20 protein-coding genes are annotated in these 17,726 nt (G+C 68.7%); 9 read left to right on the top strand and 11 right to left on the bottom strand.

The features are described from left to right. Nucleotides 1-27: 27 nt before the first annotated feature. A complete protein-coding gene (gene leuB, locus C0481_RS05700; protein ID WP_293401562.1) occupies nt 28-1,080 on the top strand; it encodes a 3-isopropylmalate dehydrogenase in 1,053 nt (350 codons plus the stop codon). Here the strand turns inward: leuB and C0481_RS05695 are convergent. Beyond that, on the bottom strand, nt 1,077-1,712 hold the full coding sequence (locus C0481_RS05695; RefSeq protein WP_293401560.1) for a DUF6134 family protein: 636 nt from the start codon (nt 1,710-1,712) through the stop codon (nt 1,077-1,079). The genes leuB and C0481_RS05695 overlap by 4 nt on opposite strands. Before the next feature lie 137 nt (nt 1,713-1,849). Between C0481_RS05695 and C0481_RS05690 the strand changes: the two genes are divergently transcribed. Further along, nucleotides 1,850-2,179, top strand: coding sequence for a DUF6481 family protein (locus C0481_RS05690; RefSeq protein ID WP_293401558.1), 330 nt, complete (start codon nt 1,850-1,852; stop codon nt 2,177-2,179). 7 nt (nt 2,180-2,186) lie between these two features. On the opposite strand, the gene C0481_RS05685 is transcribed toward C0481_RS05690, so the two are convergent. The 3 genes from C0481_RS05685 to C0481_RS05675 are packed head-to-tail and all read right to left on the bottom strand — an operon-like array spanning nt 2,187 to nt 4,906. Next, entirely contained in the window at nt 2,187-3,455 is a 1,269-nt protein-coding gene (locus C0481_RS05685) for a sulfatase (protein WP_293401556.1), read from the bottom strand. A 35-nt stretch (nt 3,456-3,490) separates the two neighbouring features. Next, nucleotides 3,491-4,411 (bottom strand): helix-turn-helix domain-containing GNAT family N-acetyltransferase, encoded by a 921-nt coding sequence (locus C0481_RS05680; RefSeq protein ID WP_293401554.1) that lies wholly within the window; start codon nt 4,409-4,411, stop codon nt 3,491-3,493. Between the two features lie 48 nt (nt 4,412-4,459). Further along, nucleotides 4,460-4,906, bottom strand: a complete 447-nt coding sequence (locus tag C0481_RS05675; protein ID WP_293401552.1) for a MarR family transcriptional regulator — start codon at nt 4,904-4,906, stop codon at nt 4,460-4,462. 80 nt (nt 4,907-4,986) lie between these two features. Between C0481_RS05675 and C0481_RS05670 the strand changes: the two genes are divergently transcribed. After that, nucleotides 4,987-5,973 (top strand): D-2-hydroxyacid dehydrogenase, encoded by a 987-nt coding sequence (locus tag C0481_RS05670; protein WP_293401550.1) that lies wholly within the window; start codon nt 4,987-4,989, stop codon nt 5,971-5,973. Nucleotides 5,974-5,976: 3 nt separating this feature from the next. Here C0481_RS05670 and C0481_RS05665 read toward each other — a convergent pair whose 3' ends face one another. After that, the gene (locus tag C0481_RS05665) at nt 5,977-6,363 is read right to left on the bottom strand and encodes a PaaI family thioesterase (RefSeq protein WP_293401548.1); all 387 of its coding nucleotides are present in this window, start codon (nt 6,361-6,363) and stop codon (nt 5,977-5,979) included. A 79-nt stretch (nt 6,364-6,442) separates the two neighbouring features. Then, a complete protein-coding gene (locus C0481_RS05660; RefSeq protein ID WP_293401546.1) occupies nt 6,443-7,030 on the bottom strand; it encodes a hypothetical protein in 588 nt (195 codons plus the stop codon). A gap of 129 nt (nt 7,031-7,159) precedes the next feature. On the opposite strand from C0481_RS05660, the gene C0481_RS05655 reads away from it, so the two are divergent. Next, on the top strand, nt 7,160-8,191 hold the full coding sequence (locus C0481_RS05655; RefSeq protein WP_293401544.1) for an aspartate-semialdehyde dehydrogenase: 1,032 nt from the start codon (nt 7,160-7,162) through the stop codon (nt 8,189-8,191). A gap of 6 nt (nt 8,192-8,197) precedes the next feature. On the opposite strand, the gene C0481_RS05650 is transcribed toward C0481_RS05655, so the two are convergent. Then, entirely contained in the window at nt 8,198-9,850 is a 1,653-nt protein-coding gene (locus C0481_RS05650; RefSeq protein WP_293401542.1) for a hypothetical protein, read from the bottom strand. A gap of 287 nt (nt 9,851-10,137) precedes the next feature. Between C0481_RS05650 and C0481_RS05645 the strand changes: the two genes are divergently transcribed. Genes C0481_RS05645 through C0481_RS05625 form a run of 5 tightly spaced genes read left to right on the top strand, consistent with a single transcriptional unit; the run spans nt 10,138 to nt 13,623 of the window. Beyond that, nucleotides 10,138-10,857, top strand: a complete 720-nt coding sequence (locus tag C0481_RS05645; RefSeq protein WP_293401540.1) for a response regulator transcription factor — start codon at nt 10,138-10,140, stop codon at nt 10,855-10,857. Further along, nucleotides 10,826-12,457 carry a stimulus-sensing domain-containing protein gene (locus tag C0481_RS05640; protein WP_293401538.1) on the top strand — a complete coding sequence of 544 codons (1,632 nt, stop codon included), beginning with the start codon at nt 10,826-10,828 and terminating at the stop codon, nt 12,455-12,457. The genes C0481_RS05645 and C0481_RS05640 overlap by 32 nt, the downstream gene beginning before the upstream one ends. Continuing rightward, nucleotides 12,454-12,939: an HPr kinase/phosphorylase gene (locus C0481_RS05635; RefSeq protein WP_293401536.1), complete on the top strand. Its 486-nt coding sequence runs from the start codon at nt 12,454-12,456 to the stop codon at nt 12,937-12,939. The genes C0481_RS05640 and C0481_RS05635 overlap by 4 nt, the downstream gene beginning before the upstream one ends. 10 nt (nt 12,940-12,949) lie before the next feature. Further along, nucleotides 12,950-13,354, top strand: a complete 405-nt coding sequence (locus C0481_RS05630) for a PTS sugar transporter subunit IIA (RefSeq protein ID WP_267233765.1) — start codon at nt 12,950-12,952, stop codon at nt 13,352-13,354. Continuing rightward, nucleotides 13,351-13,623, top strand: a complete 273-nt coding sequence (locus tag C0481_RS05625) for an HPr family phosphocarrier protein (RefSeq protein WP_293401532.1) — start codon at nt 13,351-13,353, stop codon at nt 13,621-13,623. Before C0481_RS05630 ends, C0481_RS05625 begins: the two co-directional genes overlap by 4 nt. Nucleotides 13,624-13,689: 66 nt before the next feature. Here C0481_RS05625 and C0481_RS05620 read toward each other — a convergent pair whose 3' ends face one another. The 4 genes from C0481_RS05620 to bioB all read right to left on the bottom strand — a co-directional run. Continuing rightward, complete coding sequence (locus tag C0481_RS05620; protein ID WP_293401530.1) at nt 13,690-14,862, bottom strand: OmpA family protein; 1,173 nt, start codon at nt 14,860-14,862, stop codon at nt 13,690-13,692. 205 nt (nt 14,863-15,067) lie between these two features. After that, the gene (locus C0481_RS05615) at nt 15,068-15,829 is read right to left on the bottom strand and encodes an ABC transporter permease (protein ID WP_293401528.1); all 762 of its coding nucleotides are present in this window, start codon (nt 15,827-15,829) and stop codon (nt 15,068-15,070) included. Further along, complete coding sequence (locus tag C0481_RS05610; protein WP_293401526.1) at nt 15,826-16,752, bottom strand: ABC transporter ATP-binding protein; 927 nt, start codon at nt 16,750-16,752, stop codon at nt 15,826-15,828. Before C0481_RS05610 ends, C0481_RS05615 begins: the two co-directional genes overlap by 4 nt. Nucleotides 16,753-16,854: 102 nt before the next feature. Beyond that, on the bottom strand, nt 16,855-17,726 hold an 872-nt coding region (gene bioB, locus C0481_RS05605), incomplete at its 5' end, for a biotin synthase BioB (protein ID WP_293401524.1).

Here is a 17,726-nt window from a genome sequence, read left to right as displayed (position 1 = left end):
GCGCGTGACTTTTACAAGGTTTCCCACATGACCGACCTGCTCCTCCTGCCCGGCGACGGCATCGGCCCGGAAGTGACCGCGCAGGTCCGCCGCGTGGCCGAGGCCCTGACCCCGGACCTCGCCATCGAGGAGCGGCTGTTCGGCGGCGCCAGCTACGACGCCCATGGCGTCCCGCTGACCGACGAAACCCTGGCCGCGGCCAAGGCCGCCAAGGCCGTGCTGATGGGCGCGGTCGGCGGTCCCAAGTGGGTCGGCGCCCCGCGCGACAAGCGCCCGGAAGCTGGCCTGCTGAACCTGCGCGCCGGCATGGAAGTGTTCGCCAACCTGCGCCCGGCGCTGTGCTTCAACGCCCTGGCGGACGCCTCCAGCCTCAAGCGCGAGCTGGTCGAAGGCCTCGACTTCATGATCGTCCGCGAGCTGACCGGCGGCATCTACTTCGGCTCGCCGCGCTTCATCGAAGAGCTGCCGGAGGGCGGCAAGCGCGCTGTCGACACCCAGGTCTACACCACCGCCGAGATCGAGCGCGTGGCCCGCGTCGCCTTCGAGCTGGCCCGCGGCCGCCGCAACAAGGTCCACTCGGCCGAGAAGTCCAACGTCATGGACAGCGGCCTTCTCTGGCGCGAAGTGGTCAGCGACCTGCACAAGCGCGAATACGCCGATGTCGAGCTTGAGCACATCCTGGCCGACAACGCGGCCATGCAGATCGTCAAGAATCCCAAGCAGTTCGACGTCATGGTCACCGACAACCTGTTCGGCGACATCCTCTCGGACGCCGCGGCCCAGCTGACCGGCTCGCTCGGCATGCTGCCCTCGGCCGCGCTTGGCGCCGCCGGCAAGCCCGGCCTCTACGAGCCGATCCATGGCTCGGCCCCGGACATCGCCGGCCAGAACCTGGCCAACCCGCTGGCCGCGATCCTGTCGCTGGAAATGGCCCTGCGCTGGTCGCTCGACAGCGCCGAGGCCGCCGACAAGCTCTACGCCGCCGTGGTCAAGGCGCTGGAAGGCGGCGCCCGCACCCGCGACCTGGGCGGCGCGCTCTCGACCGTGCAGATGGGCGACGCGGTGCTGGCGGCGCTTTAAAGCCGCCGGTACTCCATCGTCGAGCCGTCCGGGAGACGGCCGCGCAGAGCGGCCCAGACGCCGCCCTGGTCGTACCAGTTGTCGATCTGGCTCTCGCCGCGCAGGCTCCAGCGCGTCGCGGCGATCGCCTCGCCGCTGGCCAGCCTGACCGGCTCGGTCGCGCCCCGCCGCGCCGTCAGCCGCAGCAGCTTGCCCTCCTGCGGATTGAACAGCGGCCCGCTCAGCGCCGCCGCCTTCCAGTGGGTCAGCGGCACAGCTGCGGCCGGCGCGCGGATCTGCGCGCCGCCGGCGTCGATCAGCACGGCGTCGGGCGCCCGCCGCGCCTCCACACGCTGCAGCCTACCGTTGCCGTTGGTGGTGGTCGTAAGACTGAAGAATCGGCCCCCGCGCCAGCGTTCGAGGGCCTGGTGAGCGTAGCGGTAGACCGGAACCGGGCCCAGCTTGACCACCAGCGACACCTCGGTCCGCACCGCGACATCTTCGTCGGCTCCGGAAAATGTCATCTCATGTTCGCCGACCCGCACGCCGTTGCGGAACACGGCGAAGGCGAGCTTGGCCGCCGCCGCGGCTCGCGGCGCGCCGAGCAGCGCAACGCCCGTCGATACAACGGTTCTACGCGAAATGGCGTCCATGGCGACGCTCCCAGACCCGGCGCGGCCCGCGCCTGTCTGGAGATACGTGCATCCACGCCACACGGACGCGCCGCGGCGAACAAACGCACCATCTCCCGATTGCATTTTCCAGCGATATGGGAGATGGGGACGCCCGCATGAGTTATCTTAAGAACAGCACTTTCCAAGACCGCGCCACCGCGTCCCTCGAAGCCAAGAAGGCTCTCCTGGCCAAGATGAAGGTGAAGCCCACCGTCACGGCCGACCCGGGCACCGACCGCGCCACCATCAAAGCCAACGAGCTGGCCGAACTCCGCGCCAAGCGCGAGATCGAGCGCGCCGAAAAGCGTCGCGTTCAGGCCGAGCAGGACGCGCTCAAGCGCGAGATCGACGCGTTCAACGCCGAGACCGCCGAGCTTGAGCTGCGCGCCGCCCAGAAGGCCGCGCGCGACGCCCGCTACGCCGCGCGCAAGCAACGCCGCAAGTAGGCTGCCGTCAGTCGGGGTGATCGGCCGCTGAGGCCGGCGCCACGTGCGGCGGAAACGCCTGCGCCATAGGTTCGTACTTGGCCCTGGCCTTCTCCAGCCGCGCGCGCATGTCCGCCGCGGCGTCCGGGAAGTTGCGCGCGATGCTGTAGTTCTCGCCGGGATCGATATCCATGTCGAACAGCAGCGGATAGCCGTCCAGCGGGATGTCGTAGGTCCGGTAGTAGGACCGCGCCACGTACTTCCAGCGCGGCGTGCGCACGGCCGCGACCTTGGCGTTGTCGAACAGCACGATCTCCTCGTGCGGCGAGGCCGCGCCGTCCTTCAGCACGCCCGACAGGTCGGCGCCGTCGAGTTCGCGATCGGCGACCGGCGGGCGGCCGGCCATGGCGTTCAGCGTCGGCAGCAGATCGAGATTACTGGCCAGGGCGTCGCTGACCGCGCCGGCCGGCAGCGTCCCCGGCTGGCGGGCGATGAACGGCACGCGGAAGCCGCCGTCCCAGGCCGAGCCGCCCTTGCGGTCGCGGAACGGGCCTGACGAGCCCTCGAACCACGGCCCGTTGTCCGAGGTGAAGACGACCATGGTGTCGTCGTCGATGCCTAGCGCCTTCAGCTTCTCTAGCAGCCGACCGACATTAAGGTCGATTTCCTCGACCACCTCGCCATAGGCGCCGCCGGGCGAGCCGGTTAGGTCGTCGGGATTGGGCTTCAGCGGGATATGCGGCGCGGTCAGCGCCAGCAGAACGAAGAACGGCTGCTCACGGTTCTGCTCGGCGAAGGCGGCCGTCTGCTCGAAGAACCACTGGGTCAGCTTGGTGAAGTCGGCCTTGCTCTCGGTCATTGGCGAGGTGGCGCTGTCATAGAGCGCCAGCGGCTTCATATCGTGGCTGTAGGGCAGGCCGTAAAAACGGTCGAAACCGTAGACCATCGGCGGCCAATGCGGCGCCACATGGCCCAGGTGCCATTTGCCGATCAGGGCGCTGGCGTAGTCTTCGCCCAGCGCCTTGGGGATGGTCAGCGCGTCCGGCGGCAGGCCAGTGGTGTCAGCCGGCTGGATGACCTCATGCGCCAGGCCGTTGCGGATCGCATACTGGCCGGTCAGCAGGCCGGCCCGCGAGGGCGTGCAGACATTGGCCGACGCATAGAAGTCGGTCAGACGCACGCCTTCGGCCGCCATGCGGTCGAGGTGCGGCGTTCGGATGACCTTGCCGCCGTCGCAGCCGAGGTCGCCATAGCCGAGATCGTCGGCGAGAATGACAATGAAATTGGGTTTGCGCATGGGCGCACTCTAGGGGCGCCGGGAGCGTTGTCACCCTAGAGCTTCAATACCCAGGTCTCGCTGATCAGCCCCTCGGCGAAGGCGCCGTCAGGACGGCTCTCGACCAGCTCAAACCCGGCGCCGGCATAGACTGCGCGTGCGGCGCCGAGGATGCTCTGGGTCCAGAGCGTGATCTCGTCGTAGCCGGCCTGGCGGGCGAAGGCGACGCACTCGGCGACCAGCCGCTTGCCCAGGCCCAGCCCCCGCGCCGCCGGCTCGATCAGCAGCAGCCGCAGCTTGGCCTGGCCCGGCTCCTCGCCCTTGACCAGGAAGATCGAGCCGAGGATTTCGCCGTCGCGCTCGGCGATCCAGCAGCGCTCGCTGGTCGGGTCGAAGTTGTTGACGAAGTCAGCAGCGATCTGGGCGACCAGCGCCTCGAAGCGCTCGTCCCAGCCGTACTCGCGCGCATACAGCGTCCCGTGGCGATGGATGACCCAGCCGATGTCTCCGGGTCGATGGCCGCGCAGCACGATCTTCCCTGGGGCCGGCTCGTCGAGCAGATGCTCGATCTCGGCCATCGCCTTGGTGAGCTTGGTCTTCTGAACGGCGGTCAGCGCGCCCAGCATCCCCTCGACCGCGCCTTGGGCCGAGCCGAGCCAGCGGTTGTAGGCGTGGATGCCGTCGGAAGTCAGCCATACCGAGACGCTGCGGCGGTCGCTCGCCGAGGTCTGGCGGGAGAGCAGCCCCTCGCGCTCGAAGCGCTTGAGCACCCGGCTGAGATAGCCGTTGTCCATGCCGGTGCGCGTCGCCAGCAGCTTGGGTGTGACGCCGTCCGGCGCCTGAGCGACCTCATACAGCACCCGCATCTCAGCGAGGGTGTACGGCGATCCGAGGTGCGCCTCGTCCAGCGCGCCGATGCGGCGGGTGTAGAAGCGGTTGAAACGCCGGACAGCGGCGACGGGGTCCCTGGGCAACATGCAAACGCCTCCTGGGACAAGGAAAATGCAAATAGTTGACTGAGTCAACTATCTCGTTTTCGGCGCCGCCCGTCGGCTCATCAGGCCCAGCAGCTCGGTGGCCACCGCCAGCCATGCGGGGCTCAATCCCTCCGACAGGCCCTGGGCCCACAGCAATTTGCGCTGCAAGGCCTCGCTGTAGGCGGCGCGTCCGGCCGGCGTCAGTTGCAGCAGCCTCGCGCGGCGGTGCTCGGGGTTCTCCCGCCACGCGGCCAGCCCCCTCTCGGCGAGGTCGTCGGCCAGACGTTGCACCGCCTGGCGGGTGAGCCCCAGGGTCCGGGCCACCTGCGGTACGGTCCGCGCCGCACCTGGCGGCGCCAGCACCACGGCGACCCGCATTCGCGCGCCGGTCAGACCGGTGTCGGCCAGCATCCGGTCCTCGAATTGGGCGAAGCCGTCAGCCGCGATTCCGACGGCGTCGACCAGGCGCAGAACGGCGTCGGCAGAGGCTTCCATGACAACAGACTGCTACTTCGACAATACGCTGTCAAATGTTCGGGCATTGCCGGAACTGAAGGCCAAGCTAGAGTTCGGGTATGCAAGCTCTCCTCCTCCGCGCCCCCTACGACCGCATCGCCGAGCGCCTGGCCGCCCTCGCTCCCGACCTCGACGTCGTGATCCTGGAGCCGGACGGCGGGCTGACCCTGCGCGGCGCGCCGTTCGATGCGGCGGACCTGAAGCCGCAAATCTGGTGGCTGAGCCTCGACGCGTTCGGCAAGCGCGGCGGCGACTATTTCCCGCGGCTGGCGGCCTCGCCCGATGCGCGCTGGGTGCAGACGGCGTTCGCAGGGCTCGACAATCCGATGTTCAAGCCGCTGGCCCGCGAGGCGCTGACCGTCACCAACTCCAGCGCCCAGGCCCCGGCCATCGCCGAGTACGTGACCATCCACGCCCTGAGCCTGCTGCACCCGATCGCCGAGCAGGCGGCCCATCAGCGGGCCCACCAATGGACGCCGGTGAACTTCCGCGAGGTCGGTCAGACCCGCTGGCTGATCGTCGGTTTCGGCAATATCGGCCGCGAGATCGCCCAGCGCGCCAAGGCGTTCGGGGCCCAGATCGAGGCGGTCCGCCGCTCCCCCGACCCCGAAGGGCTGGCCGACGCGGTCAGCACCCTGGCCGACCTGCCCCAGACCCTGCCCGAGGCCGACGTGGTGGTGCTGGCCTGCGCGCTCAACGAGGAAACCCGCGACCTCGCCGACGCCGCCTTCTTCGCGGCGATGAAGCCCGGCGCGATCCTCATCAACATCGGCCGCGGCGGGCTGGTCGACGAAGACGCCCTGCGCGCCGGGCTCGACCGGGGTCAACCCGCGCACGCGGTGCTCGACGTCTTCCAGACCGAACCGCTGCCGGCCGACGCCTGGTTCTGGGATCACCCCCAGGTGCGGGTCACGCCGCACGCCTCCAACCGCGGCGAGCTGACCGGCGGGCGCGGCGACGAACTGTTCCTGACCAACCTGGCGCTCTACCTGCGCGGCGAGCCGATGCGCAACGTCACCCGCGCCGAGGACATCGGGGCCGGCTAGACTCTAAGCCTCCACCGTCATCTGGGTCTGCAGCACCAGCGCCAGCAGCTTGCCGTCGGCGTTGGTGATCCGGGTCTGCCAGACGCTGGACCGTCGGCCGATGTGCAGCGGTATGGCCTCGCCCTGCACGGTCGTCCCGACCTTGGCGGCGCCGAGAAAGTTGGTCTTCGATTCCAGGGTCGTGGTTCGCGCCCCAGCCGGCAGGTTGAGGAAGCCGCCGACCGCGCCCAGGGCGTCGGCGAAGGCCATGAACGCCCCGCCATGCAGGATGCCGCCGGCGGTGCAGAGGTCTTCGCGCACGATCAGCCGTCCGACCACCCGCTCCTTGCTGCGCTCAACGATCTCCACCCCCATCAGGTTGGAGAAGGGCATGCCGGTGTCCTGCGCCATCGCGCGTCTCCTATGTGATCGTTTGCGCACCGAACCGCGCGCGGGGCCGCAGGTCCATGACCTGCGAGGTCATGCTGCGTCAGGACCGCGCCAAAGCTGCAACCATGCGCTCGGTCATCCGCGCCCGCTCCTCGCGCAGCACGCGGTCGAGCGCGTCCGGCGCCGGCGGCGTCGGCCCCGCCTCGCCGATGCCGACCAGCCGGCGACGGACCTGGTCGAGATAGTCGGGGGCGGCGGGGTCGGGCAGCCGCGGCGACCGACGCTCCAGGCCGTACGCCGGCAGCACCTCGCCGCCGATCACCTCGGCCCGCAGCTCGGCCAGGCTCAGCTCGTCGGCTTCGTCGCTGACCAGCCAGCTGGCCAGGCCGCCTTCAGCCAGAACGTTCTGCAGGGACTCGATCGAGATCTCGGCCGCCTCCCCGGCGCCGCGTGTACGGGCGGCAAAAGCCGCCGAGTCGTTGTTGCCGCCGGCCATACGCGCCAGATCCAGCATCGCGGCCAGGTCGCCCTCGGCCTCGTCGCCGGCCAAAGTAGGACCCGCGCCCGCCCCGGCCCTGGCGTAGGCCTTTGAAAACAGCGACTTGCCGTCCGCCGCAAACTCGCCGGGCCGGCCCTGGGCCGGGGCCTGCGCGGCCATCGGCGCCGTCGAAGTGTTGCTGATGGACATGAAGCCTCCCGCTGTGACCGCGCTCTCATCGCAAGCGGCGGGCCAACCGGAAAACTGCGGTTCATTGCGCGCGGGAACCGCAAGGCGTAAGGGGACGCTCCGCTTCTGAACGATCTAAAGGAGACCGCCATGGGCTATCGGGTGGCCGTGGTCGGCGCCACGGGCAATGTGGGCCGCGAGATGCTGAACATCCTGGAGGAAGTGAACTTCCCCGTGGACAAGATTCACGCGATCGCCAGCCGCAAGTCGATCGGCGTCGAGGTCTCGTTCGGCGAGCAGATCCTCAAGTGCGAGGACGTCGAGCAGTTCGACTTCTCGACCGTCGACGTCGTGCTGATGAGCGTCTCGGGCTCGTTCTCCAAGGAATGGTCGCCGAAGATCGGCGCCGCCGGCCCGATCGTGATCGACAACTCGTCGGCCTGGCGCATGGACCCCGACGTGCCGCTGATCGTCCCGGAAGTGAACCCGGACGACGTCGCCTATGCGTCGAAGAAGAACATCATCGCCAACCCGAACTGCTCGACCGCCCAGCTGGTCGTGGCGCTGAAGCCGCTGCATGACCGCGCGCGCATCAAGCGGGTGGTGGTTTCGACGTACCAGTCGGTCTCCGGGGCCGGCAAGGAAGGCATGGATGAGCTCTGGGATCAGACCAAGGGCGTCTTCGTCCTCGGCGCGCCCGAGCCCAAGAAGTTCCCCAAGCAGATCGCCTTCAACGTCATTCCGTTCATCGGCTCGTTCAACGATGACGGCTACACCGACGAAGAAGCCAAGATGTGGCACGAGACCCACAAGATGATCGATCCGTCGATCGCCCTGACGGTCACCTGCGTCCGCGTCCCGGTGATGGTCGGCCACTCCGAGAGCGTGAACATCGAGTTCCACGATCCGCTCGACGAGGACGAGGCCCGCGATCTGCTGCGCGAGAGCCCCGGCCTGATCGTCATCGATCAGCGCAACGACAAGGGCTACATCACGCCGAAGGAAGCCCAGGGCGAGTTCCCGGTCTTCGTCAGCCGCATCCGCAAGGATCCGACCGTCGAGAACGGCCTGAACATGTGGGTCGTCGCCGACAACCTGCGCAAGGGCGCGGCGCTCAACGCGGTCCAGATCGCCGAACTGCTGCACGAACGCGGCCTGCTGAAGAGCAAGACCGCCGCCTAAGGAACGTCAGGCGGCCACGCCGAGCTGGCTGATCAGGCTTCGCACCTGGTCCATGCGCTCGGGGTTGGCCGCCAGTTCGGCCCGCGTTTCGTCCTGGCGGACCAGGCGCATCGCCTCCTGGCGGGCGCGATCGGCCGCCGGTCCGGCCGGCGCGGTCTCGCCCGCAGCCAGCCTGAGCAGCAACAGCAGCTTCTGCGCCGCCGAGGCGGGCGTCTTGGCCAGCGTCGGGATCAGCCGGGCGTCGGCCTCGACCAGGCCGCCGACGTCGCCGATCTTGGCCTGGATCGGGGCGTAGTCCTCGGCCGCCAGCCCGCCGCGCGCCACCGCGCGCTGCAAGGCCGCCAGCTTCTGCAGCTTCACCGCCGCGGTGTCGGGGCCGTAGCGGAATTCCTTCTCGAACCGCAGGGCCGAGACGCCGGCCGACAGGTAGCGGCCTGCCTGGCGTTTATTGGCCCCGCCGATCACATTCTCGACCAGCCAGACCAGCGCCTCGATCTCTTCGCGGGCGCTGCGCTCGCCGCCGCCCAGATAAGCCTCGACGAAGTCGCTGGTGACCAGCATCCGCGAGCGCTGCACGAAGGCGGCCTGCACGTCTTCGACGTTGAGCAGCGCGCCGGCCGCCGCCGCCGCGGTCAGCGTCATGGCCAGACCGCGCATGACCTCGATCTCGCCGGAGGCGTCCGAGGGGCGCAGCCGCCGCGGGCCGTTGAGCTCGCGCACCACCCGCTTGGCGATGGCCACGCGGACGCTGGCGAAGTCGTCGGCCGCCAGCCACTTCGACAGCCGCGTGGCCGCCTCCGACAGCGGCGGCATCATCTTGGCGACCGACGGCTCGGCGCGGATCAGGGCGTCAACTGTGTCGCACGCCGCCAGCCGGGTCATCGCCGCCAGCTGGCCGCCCAGGTCCAGGTCCAGGCCGATAATGTTGTCGAGCCCCGACTTCGATCCGAGGATCTCGGCCAGCGGCTGTTCGACGGTCTGCAGCGCCAGGCCGCGCGGCGGTCCGGTGACCGGCGCGGCGTCGGCCAGGTCGAGCAGGCGCGAGACCTTCTCCGACCACGAGCGGGCCGGGGCGATCGAGGCCGCGACCCCGGCGCCCAGCAGGTAGGCGCGCTCCGGATCGTGGCTGACCCGTTCGGCCGCGCGGGCGAAGCCTTCCTTGTCGAGATTGGGCATGCCGCCGCGGCGGCAGTCCTTGAGCAGCCGGTCGATGGCGCGCTCGACCAAGCTGGAAAAGGTGCGGATCAACTCGTGGACGGTCAGGCCGCGGGCTTGAGCCTCAGGGATCGCGACCTTCTGGATGGCGTGCTGCAGGTCGGTGCCCGACGCCTCCAGCTCCTCGACCAGGTCGGGCCGGTGCAGCAGTTCGAACGGCGTGGCGCCCTTGCGCTCCAGCCAGCCTTCCAGCAGCCGACCGATCCGTTCGCGGGCGTGGACGGTGTAGAGGTCCTGCGGGCTGACGCAGAGCGGATCCTGGTTCTCGACGACCTTCTTTTTCTTCGGCGCTTCAGAAACGCCGAGGTTGAGGATGGTGATCGACTGGAACTCGCGGGTCTCCGGATCGAGAGTTTCCTTAGAGACCCGGACCGCGGCGACGCGCCCCTCGGCCATCAACTCCTCGGCGGCCGAGACCGCCGCGGTGCGGTTCTCGGTAGCCATGTCGAGTTTCCACGCCGCGCCAGGGGCCCGCCGAATGAAGACTTCGTAATGGACTTGCTGGCCGTTCACGGAAGATCCCCTTCCCAGACAGCATGCCCCGCCAAGCTTAATATCGTTTTATCATAAGGGATTGCGCCCTCGCCCGACGCGCGGCGCGGCGATGGAACCAGCCGCCCGTCCGCCGGCTTCCCCGTGAGAGGCCGCGCGCGCTCCGTGCGGCGCCCCATTGAGGACACGCTGGCGGGCCATTAGCTTGCCAAGCTTCGCTGAAGGATACGACGAGACCTATGGCCAAGATCACCCTGGTGGACGACGACGAGAACATCGTCACGTCGGTCAGCCTCGCCCTTGAAAGCCACGGCCACGAGGTGAAGGCCTATTTCGACGGCGCCTCGGGACTGGCGGCCCTGGAGAACGAGCCGCCGGATCTGGCGATCCTCGACGTCAAGATGCCGCGCATGGACGGGATGGAGGTGCTGCGCCGCCTGCGCCGGACTTCGGACCTGCCGGTGATCATCCTCACCTCGAAGGACGAGGAGATCGACGAGATCCTCGGCTTCAATCTTGGCGCCGACGACTACATGCACAAGCCGTTCAGCCAGCGCCTGCTGATCGAGCGGGTGAAGGCGGTGCTGCGCCGCGCCGGGATCGAGGGCGAGGAGCCGGCGCCGGCCGCGGCGGGCGCCAATGGCGACGCCGCCTCGCGCGCGCTGAAGCGCGGCAAGCTGACCCTCGACCCGGCCCGCCACGACTGCCTGTGGGACGGCAAGCCGGTGAAGCTGACCGTCACCGAATTCCTGCTGCTGCAGTCGCTGGCCCAGCGCCCCGGCTTTGTGAAAAGCCGCGACAACCTGATGGACGCGGCCTACGACGATCAGGTCTATGTCGACGACCGCACCATCGACAGCCATATCAAGCGGATGCGAAAGAAGTTCCGCGAAGTCGACCCGGAGTTCGACGCGATCGAAACCCTCTATGGCGTCGGATACAGATACCGCGAAGCCTGACCCGAAGCCGGCGGCCCGCAAGCGGCGACCGCCGCCGTCCGGGCCCTCGTTCTTCAGTTGGCTGCCAGGCTCGCGCCTGGGGCGTTTCATCATCCTGCTCAACGTTCTGGGCCTGGCGATCATCATCGCCGGCTCGCTGCTGCTCAACGAGCTGCGGCGCGGCCTGGTCGGGGCGCGGATCGACAGCCTGACCACCCAGGGCGAGTTGATCGTCAACGTGATCAACCGCGCCGCCACGGTCGGCGAGCCGACCCCCGAGCTCGACGCCCAGGCGGCCAGCGAAATCCTGCAGATGCTGTCCAACCCGCGCTCGCAGCGGGCCCGGCTGTTCGACGCCGAGGGCAACCTGATCGCCGACAGCTACTGGGTCGCCGACCGGGTCGAATGGAAGGTGCTGCCCCCGGCCCGCCCGCGCGAGGACCAGCGTGGCCTGGCCTTGGACCTCAAGATCGGCCGCCCGCCGCCGCCGCCCGCCCCCGCGGCCCAGCGCGCGCTGATGATGGAGGTCGGCGAGGCGCTGCGCGGCGTGCACTGGGCCGGCATGCGCACGGCCGAGGACGGCGAGCGCGTGGTCTCGGTCTCGATCCCGATCCAGCACGTGCAGGCGGTGCTCGGGGTCCTAACCCTCGAGGCCAGCGACGTCGATGAGATCATCCGCGCCGAACGCCAGGCCCTGGCCCCGTTCATCCTCATCGCGATCTTCGTGACCCTGGTCTCGTCGCTGCTGCTCAACAACCTGATCGCCCAGCCGGTGCGAATGCTGGCCCGCGCCGCCGACCGGGTGCGCCTGTCGCGGGCGCGGTCGATCTCGCTGCCGCAGCTGGCCAAGCGCGACGACGAACTCGGCGATCTGACCCGCTCGCTGGAAGACATGACCGATGCCCTGTCCGAGCGGATGGACGCCATCGAGCGGTTCGCCGCCGACGTGGCCCACGAGATCAAGAACCCGCTGACCTCGTTGCGCTCGGCCGTCGAGACCTTGGACCTGGTCAAGGATCCGGTCGCCCGCGACCGGCTGATGGCGATCCTCAAGAACGACATCAAGCGCCTCGACCGGCTGGTGACCGACATCTCCAACGCCTCGCGCCTGGACGCCGAGCTGTCGCGCGAGGACCTGCGCTCGCTCGACCTTGGCCGGCTGATCGGCGAGGTCATCCAGCTCTACCAGGACACCGCCAAGCCGGGCGACGTGGCGGTCGCCTACACCCCGCCCGACACGCTCGAACCGATCATGGTCTCCGGCCGCGAGGGGCCGCTCGGTCAGCTGCTGCGGAACCTGATCGACAACGCCCGCTCGTTCAGCGCCCAGGGCGGCGAGGTCCGCGTTCGGCTCGAGCGCGGGCGCGGCCAGGCGGTGCTGACCGTCGAGGACGACGGCCCGGGCATTCCGCCGGACAATCTCGAGACCATCTTCCAGCGGTTCTACACTTCGCGGCCCAAGGGCGCGGCGTTCGGCGGCAATTCGGGTCTCGGCCTCTCGATCGCCCGCCAGATCGCCGCGGCGCAGGGCGGCTCGATCCGCGCTGAAAACCGCACCGGCCCCGACGGCGTCGTCGAGGGGGCCCGCTTCGTCGTCACCCTGCCCGAGGCGCGGCGATGATCGTCCACGCCGGTCTGCTGGCCGCCTACATCGACGGGACCTGGCGCGGCGTGCTGATCGAAGGCCCCTCCGGCGCCGGCAAGAGCGACCTGGCCCTGCGCGCCCTCGACCACGGCTTCCGCCTGGTCGCCGACGACCGGGTGGTGCTCTGGGCCTGCGACGGCGCGCTCTTTGGCCGCGCCCCCGACACCCTCTCAGGGTTGATCGAGGTCCGTGGCCTCGGGGTCCTCCCTGAACCCGCTCTTCCCTTTTGCCGCATTGCTTTGGCGGTCGCCTGCGAGCAGCATGAGCGCATGCCCGCACCGGCTTTCAGGGATTACGTCGGGTTGAGTATCCCGGCGCTTTCACTTCAGGCGTTAGAGTCTTCGGCGCCCGCGAAGCTTCGTCGCGCACTGCAACATCTTGGAGCTTGGGCGGAAGAAGCGTATCTAGACGCCCTCGCGGCCGGCGTATCGCCGCGGCCGGGTGGGGATTCCCGTTGAGAGAGTTGGCATGATCGGGCTCGTGATCGTTACGCACGGGCGGCTGGCCGAGGAATTCGTCTTCGCCATGGAGCATGTGGTGGGGCCGCAGGCTGCGGTCGCGTCCATCTGCATCGGGCCGGAAGACGACATGGAAAAGCGCCGCAAGGACATCCTGGCGGCGTGCGAGGCCGTCGATTCCGGTTCTGGCGTCATTCTGCTGACCGACATGTTCGGCGGCACGCCCTCGAACCTGGCCATCTCGGTGATGGAACAGACCAAGGCCGAGGTCATCGCCGGGCTCAACCTGCCCATGCTGATCAAGCTGGCCTCGGTGCGCACGCGCCAGTCGCTGGAAGATTGCGTCGCCTGCGCCCAGGAAGCCGGCCGCAAGTACATCTCCGTCGCCTCCTACGTGCTGGCCGGCGAAAAGTGAGCGCAGCCCGCACCGTCGAGATCATCAACAAGCGGGGCCTGCACGCGCGGGCCTCGGCCAAGTTCGTGAAGCTGGCCGCCACCTTCGACGCCGAGGTCAAGGTCGCCAAGGACGGGTCCAGCGTCGACGCCCGCTCGATCATGGGCCTGATGATGCTGGCCGCCGGCCCCGGCTGCTGCATCGACATCCTGGCCGAGGGCAAGGAAGCCGCGCCTGCGGTCGAGGCCCTGGCCGCGCTCGTCGCCGCCCGCTTCGACGAAGACGAATAGGAACGGCCCGCATCGCTGCGGGCCGCCCCCAAGCCCCTACGAGGGCCTACGACTTACAAAAGTTGATCACTTGCGGATGATGACCAGCTCGGTCCGCCGGTTCTTGGCGCGCCCGTCCTCGGTCGCGTTGTCGGCGATCGGGTCGGCCTCGCCCATGCCGGCCGTCTCGATACGGTCCGCGGCGATGCCTTGCGCCGACAGCTCCTTCTTCACGGTGCCGGCGCGGGCGTCGGACAGCGTCTTGTTGGCGGCCGGATCGCCCTGGTTGTCGGTGTAGCCGACCACCCGCCCACGAACGTTCGGATAGGCCTTCAAGATCAGGACCAGGGTGTCGATCGTCGGCTTGCTCTCCGGCGTCAGGGCGTTCGAGGCGGTGTCATAGTTCAGGTTGTCGAACACGAAGGTCTTGGGGGCCGCCTCGTTGGACTCCAGGTACTTCGTCACCCCATAGCCGATCGAGCTCGGCAGCACCGTGATGGTCGCCCCGCCCGGCAGGGTCAGGGTCTCGGCCGCCGCGACGGGCGCGGGCGCAGGCGCGGGGACCACCTCGGTCTTGACCGGCGGTGGCGCTTCGACCCGCTTGGAGCCGCAGTTGCGCAGCCCGAAGATCAGGGCCAGCACCACCGCCGCGGCGATCAGCCAGGGCAGGATTTTGCCGAAGCCGCCGCCGCCCGACGTCGTCGCGGCGCGCGCGGTTTGCGTCGCTCCGCCCAAGCCGAACAACGAGCCGAGCCCCGGCGGCAGCGCCCCCAGGATGCTCGCCCGCTGATCCGACAGCAGCGACTGCACGCCCGAGGCGGTCGGGGTCCCGCCCAACGACTTGCCGATCGCGCCCAGCACCAGCGGCGCGGCCAGCGAGAGCAGCTGCGTGGCCGCCCCGCCCTTCAGCCCGGCGAAGCTGGCCAGACTGTTGGTCGCCGCCCCGGCGTTGCCGCCCAGCAGACTGTCGGACAGGGTCTTGCCCTGGCTGAGCAGGCCGGCCCGCGCGGTGTCGTCACCGAGCAGCGCCGGCAGCCGGTCCAGCGGGTTGCCGCCGCCTGTCGCCTGGCTGATCAGGCTGAGCAGGCCGTTTGCGCCGCTGCTCGTCGAGCTTTGCTGGAGGGCCGCGGCCAACAGCGCCGGGGCCGCTGCTGACATCCCCTTGCTCACTGAGCCAGAGGATTCGCCAAGGACGCTGGACAGGTTGCCGATCATGTCCGGCGACAGGGCGCCGATCACAGTCTGAACGAGGTTGGTCACGACAGATCTCCCGCAGGGGTTGGATCGTGGACTCAGCGCAAGTCACGCACTCGAGCTGTGCTCGATCCCCCCAGACAGGCCCCGCGCTGTGCGGACACGGTCCGACAGATTGGTTGAACGTCGTTTTGTCTACACTCGATCCGATCGCCCGCGATAGTTGCGTAAATACCCTATAGGCGCCCCGAACACTGGCCCTTGGCGGGGCTCAGGTCTTGAGCTTGTAACCGGTCCGGAAGATGGCCCAGATCGCCGCCAGGCAGATCAACACGAAGCCGAAGGTGGCGGCCAGACTGACGCCCACATCGACGTCGGAGATTCCGTAGAAGCTCCAGCGGAAGCCGGAGATCAGGTAGACCACCGGATTGAACAGCGTGATCTTCTGCCAGAGCTCGGGCAGCATGCTGATCGAGTAGAAGCTGCCGCCCAAGAAGGCCAAGGGCGTGACGATCATCATCGGCACGATCTGCAGCTTCTCCCAGCCGTCCGCCCAGACCCCGATGACGAAGCCGAGCAGGCTGAAGGCGATCGAGGTCAGCACCAGGAAGCCAATCATCCAGACCGGGTGCAGGATGCTGAAATCCACGAACAGCCGCGCCGTGGCCAAGATGATCAGGCCCAGGATCACCGACTTGGTCGCCGCCGCCCCGACATAACCGACCACGATCTCGAAGGCCGAGATCGGGGCCGACAGCACCTCATAGATCGTGCCCGAGAACTTGGGCATGTAGATCCCGAACGAGGCGTTCATGATGCTCTCGGTCAGGATCGACAGCATGATCAGCCCCGGCACGATGAAGGCGCCGTAGCTGACCCCCTCGATCTCGACCATGCGCGAGCCGATCGCCGACCCGAAGACGATGAAGTAGAGTGAGGTCGAGATCACCGGCGAGGCGATCGACTGCATCAGCGTGCGCCAGGTGCGCGCCAGCTCGAAGAAATAGATGGCCTTGATGGCGTGCAGGTTCATGGCCGGCCCCTCACCAGGCTGACGAAGATCTCCTCCAGCGAGCTTTCCTCGGTCCGGAGGTCCTTGAAGTCGACGCCGGCGGCGCCGAGCCGCCGCAGCAGGCCGGCGATGCCGGTGTCCTCGCTCTGGGCGTCGAAGGTGTAGACCAGCTCATGGCCGCCCTCGGCCAGTTCGAGCTGATAGTCCGAAAGGCCGGCCGGCAGGTCGCTCAGCGGCTCCTGCAGGTGCAGGGTCAGCTGCTTCTTGCCCAGCTTACGCATGAGCACGTCCTTGTCCTCGACCAGGATGATCTCGCCCTTGCTGATCACCCCGATCCGGTCGGCCATCTCCTCGGCCTCCTCGATGTAGTGGGTGGTCAGGATGATGGTCACGCCGCTTTCACGCAGACCGCGGACCATCTCCCACATGTCGCGGCGCAGTTCGACGTCGACCCCGGCGGTGGGCTCGTCGAGGAACAGGATGCGCGGCTCGTGGCTCAGCGCCTTGGCGATCATCACCCGGCGTTTCATACCGCCGGACAGCGCCATGATCTTAGAGTCCTTCTTGTCCCAGAGGCTGAGGTCGCGAAGGATCTTCTCGAGATAGGCCGGGTCCGGCCGCCGGCCGAACAGCCCGCGGCTGAACTTCACCGTGTCCCAGACGCTCTCGAAGGAGTCGGTCGACAGCTCCTGCGGCACCAGGCCGATCTTGGCCCGCGCGGCGCGGTACTCCGAAATGATGTCATGGCCGTCGGCGGTCACCTTGCCGCCGCTCGGATTGACGATGCCGCAGATGATGCTGATCAGCGTCGTCTTGCCGGCCCCGTTCGGGCCCAGCAGGGCGAAGATCTCGCCCTGCCGGATCTCGAGGTCGACGCTCTTGAGGGCCTGGAAGCCCCCGGCATAGGTCTTCGTCAGACCCGCTACGGAAATGATCGGCTGCACGCAGGCTCCTGTCAGGGCGGCGTCACCCAGATAGGCGGGCCGCAACGCTCCAGCTAGTCCGAAGGACGCACGGACCTGTCAGCAGCCGACAGCCGCCCCCAACTAATTCGCCGCCATGGTCATGGGGCGCAGGCCGAGGTCGGCCATGAGCGCGGCGTCGGTGTCCTTGTCGGGGTTGGCGGTGGTCAGCAGCCGCCCGCCGATGAACATCGAGTTGGCGCCGGCCAGGAAGCAGAGCGCCTGCAGTTCGCGGCTCATGTGCTCGCGGCCGGCCGAGAGGCGGACCACGGTCTTGGGGCAGACGATGCGGGCGACGGCGATCATCCGCACGAACTCCAGCGGATCGACGGCCTTGGAGTCGCCCAGCGGCGTGCCGGGGATCGGCATCAGGTCGTTGATCGGCAGCGAATTCGGATGCTCGGGCAGGGTAGCCAGGGCGTGCAGCAGGCCGGCGCGGTCGGTGCGCGTCTCGCCCATGCCGACGATGCCGCCGCAGCAGGTGTTCATCCCCACCGAGCGCACCGCCTCCAGGGTGTCGAGCCGGTCCTGGTAGGTGCGGGTGGTGACCACCTGGTCGTAATAGTCCGGCCCGGTGTCGAGGTTGTGGTTGTAGTAGTCGAGGCCGGCGTCCTTCAGTGACTGGGCCTGGTCGCGGGTCAGCATGCCGAGCGTCGCGCAGGTCTCCAGACCCAGCGCCTTCACGCCCGAGATCATCGCCGCCACCTTCGGCACGTCGCGGTCCTTCAGGTCGCGCCAGGCCGCGCCCATGCAGAAGCGCTGCGCGCCGCCGGCCTTGGCCTCCATCGCCGCGGCGATGACGGTGGTCGCGTCCATCAGCTTGCCGGCCTTCACGCCGGTCTCGAAGTGCTGGCTCTGGCTGCAATAGCCGCAGTTCTCGGCGCAGCCGCCGGTCTTGACGCTGAGCAGCTGCGAGAGCTGCACCTCGCTGGGATCGAACCAGGCCCGGTGCACCG

Origin of the sequence: Phenylobacterium sp. (genome assembly GCF_013822795.1) — a bacterium.
GTDB lineage: Bacteria > Pseudomonadota > Alphaproteobacteria > Caulobacterales > Caulobacteraceae > Phenylobacterium.
The sequence above is the reverse complement of the archived record's forward strand: the minus strand, read 5'-3'. Positions and strand labels throughout refer to the sequence as shown.

What these genes read in the sequence shown, in the direction of transcription:
- leuB (WP_293401562.1), top strand. Translation starts at nt 28, where the DNA reads ATGACCGACCTGCTCCTCCTGCCCGGCGACGGCATCGGCCCGGAAGTG.
- C0481_RS05695 (WP_293401560.1), bottom strand. Translation starts at nt 1,712, where the DNA reads ATGGACGCCATTTCGCGTAGAACCGTTGTATCGACGGGCGTTGCGCTG.
- C0481_RS05690 (WP_293401558.1), top strand. Translation starts at nt 1,850, where the DNA reads ATGAGTTATCTTAAGAACAGCACTTTCCAAGACCGCGCCACCGCGTCC.
- C0481_RS05685 (WP_293401556.1), bottom strand. Translation starts at nt 3,455, where the DNA reads ATGCGCAAACCCAATTTCATTGTCATTCTCGCCGACGATCTCGGCTAT.
- C0481_RS05680 (WP_293401554.1), bottom strand. Translation starts at nt 4,411, where the DNA reads ATGTTGCCCAGGGACCCCGTCGCCGCTGTCCGGCGTTTCAACCGCTTC.
- C0481_RS05675 (WP_293401552.1), bottom strand. Translation starts at nt 4,906, where the DNA reads ATGGAAGCCTCTGCCGACGCCGTTCTGCGCCTGGTCGACGCCGTCGGA.
- C0481_RS05670 (WP_293401550.1), top strand. Translation starts at nt 4,987, where the DNA reads ATGCAAGCTCTCCTCCTCCGCGCCCCCTACGACCGCATCGCCGAGCGC.
- C0481_RS05665 (WP_293401548.1), bottom strand. Translation starts at nt 6,363, where the DNA reads ATGGCGCAGGACACCGGCATGCCCTTCTCCAACCTGATGGGGGTGGAG.
- C0481_RS05660 (WP_293401546.1), bottom strand. Translation starts at nt 7,030, where the DNA reads ATGTCCATCAGCAACACTTCGACGGCGCCGATGGCCGCGCAGGCCCCG.
- C0481_RS05655 (WP_293401544.1), top strand. Translation starts at nt 7,160, where the DNA reads ATGGGCTATCGGGTGGCCGTGGTCGGCGCCACGGGCAATGTGGGCCGC.
- C0481_RS05650 (WP_293401542.1), bottom strand. Translation starts at nt 9,850, where the DNA reads ATGGCTACCGAGAACCGCACCGCGGCGGTCTCGGCCGCCGAGGAGTTG.
- C0481_RS05645 (WP_293401540.1), top strand. Translation starts at nt 10,138, where the DNA reads ATGGCCAAGATCACCCTGGTGGACGACGACGAGAACATCGTCACGTCG.
- C0481_RS05640 (WP_293401538.1), top strand. Translation starts at nt 10,826, where the DNA reads ATGGCGTCGGATACAGATACCGCGAAGCCTGACCCGAAGCCGGCGGCC.
- C0481_RS05635 (WP_293401536.1), top strand. Translation starts at nt 12,454, where the DNA reads ATGATCGTCCACGCCGGTCTGCTGGCCGCCTACATCGACGGGACCTGG.
- C0481_RS05630 (WP_267233765.1), top strand. Translation starts at nt 12,950, where the DNA reads ATGATCGGGCTCGTGATCGTTACGCACGGGCGGCTGGCCGAGGAATTC.
- C0481_RS05615 (WP_293401528.1), bottom strand. Translation starts at nt 15,829, where the DNA reads ATGAACCTGCACGCCATCAAGGCCATCTATTTCTTCGAGCTGGCGCGC.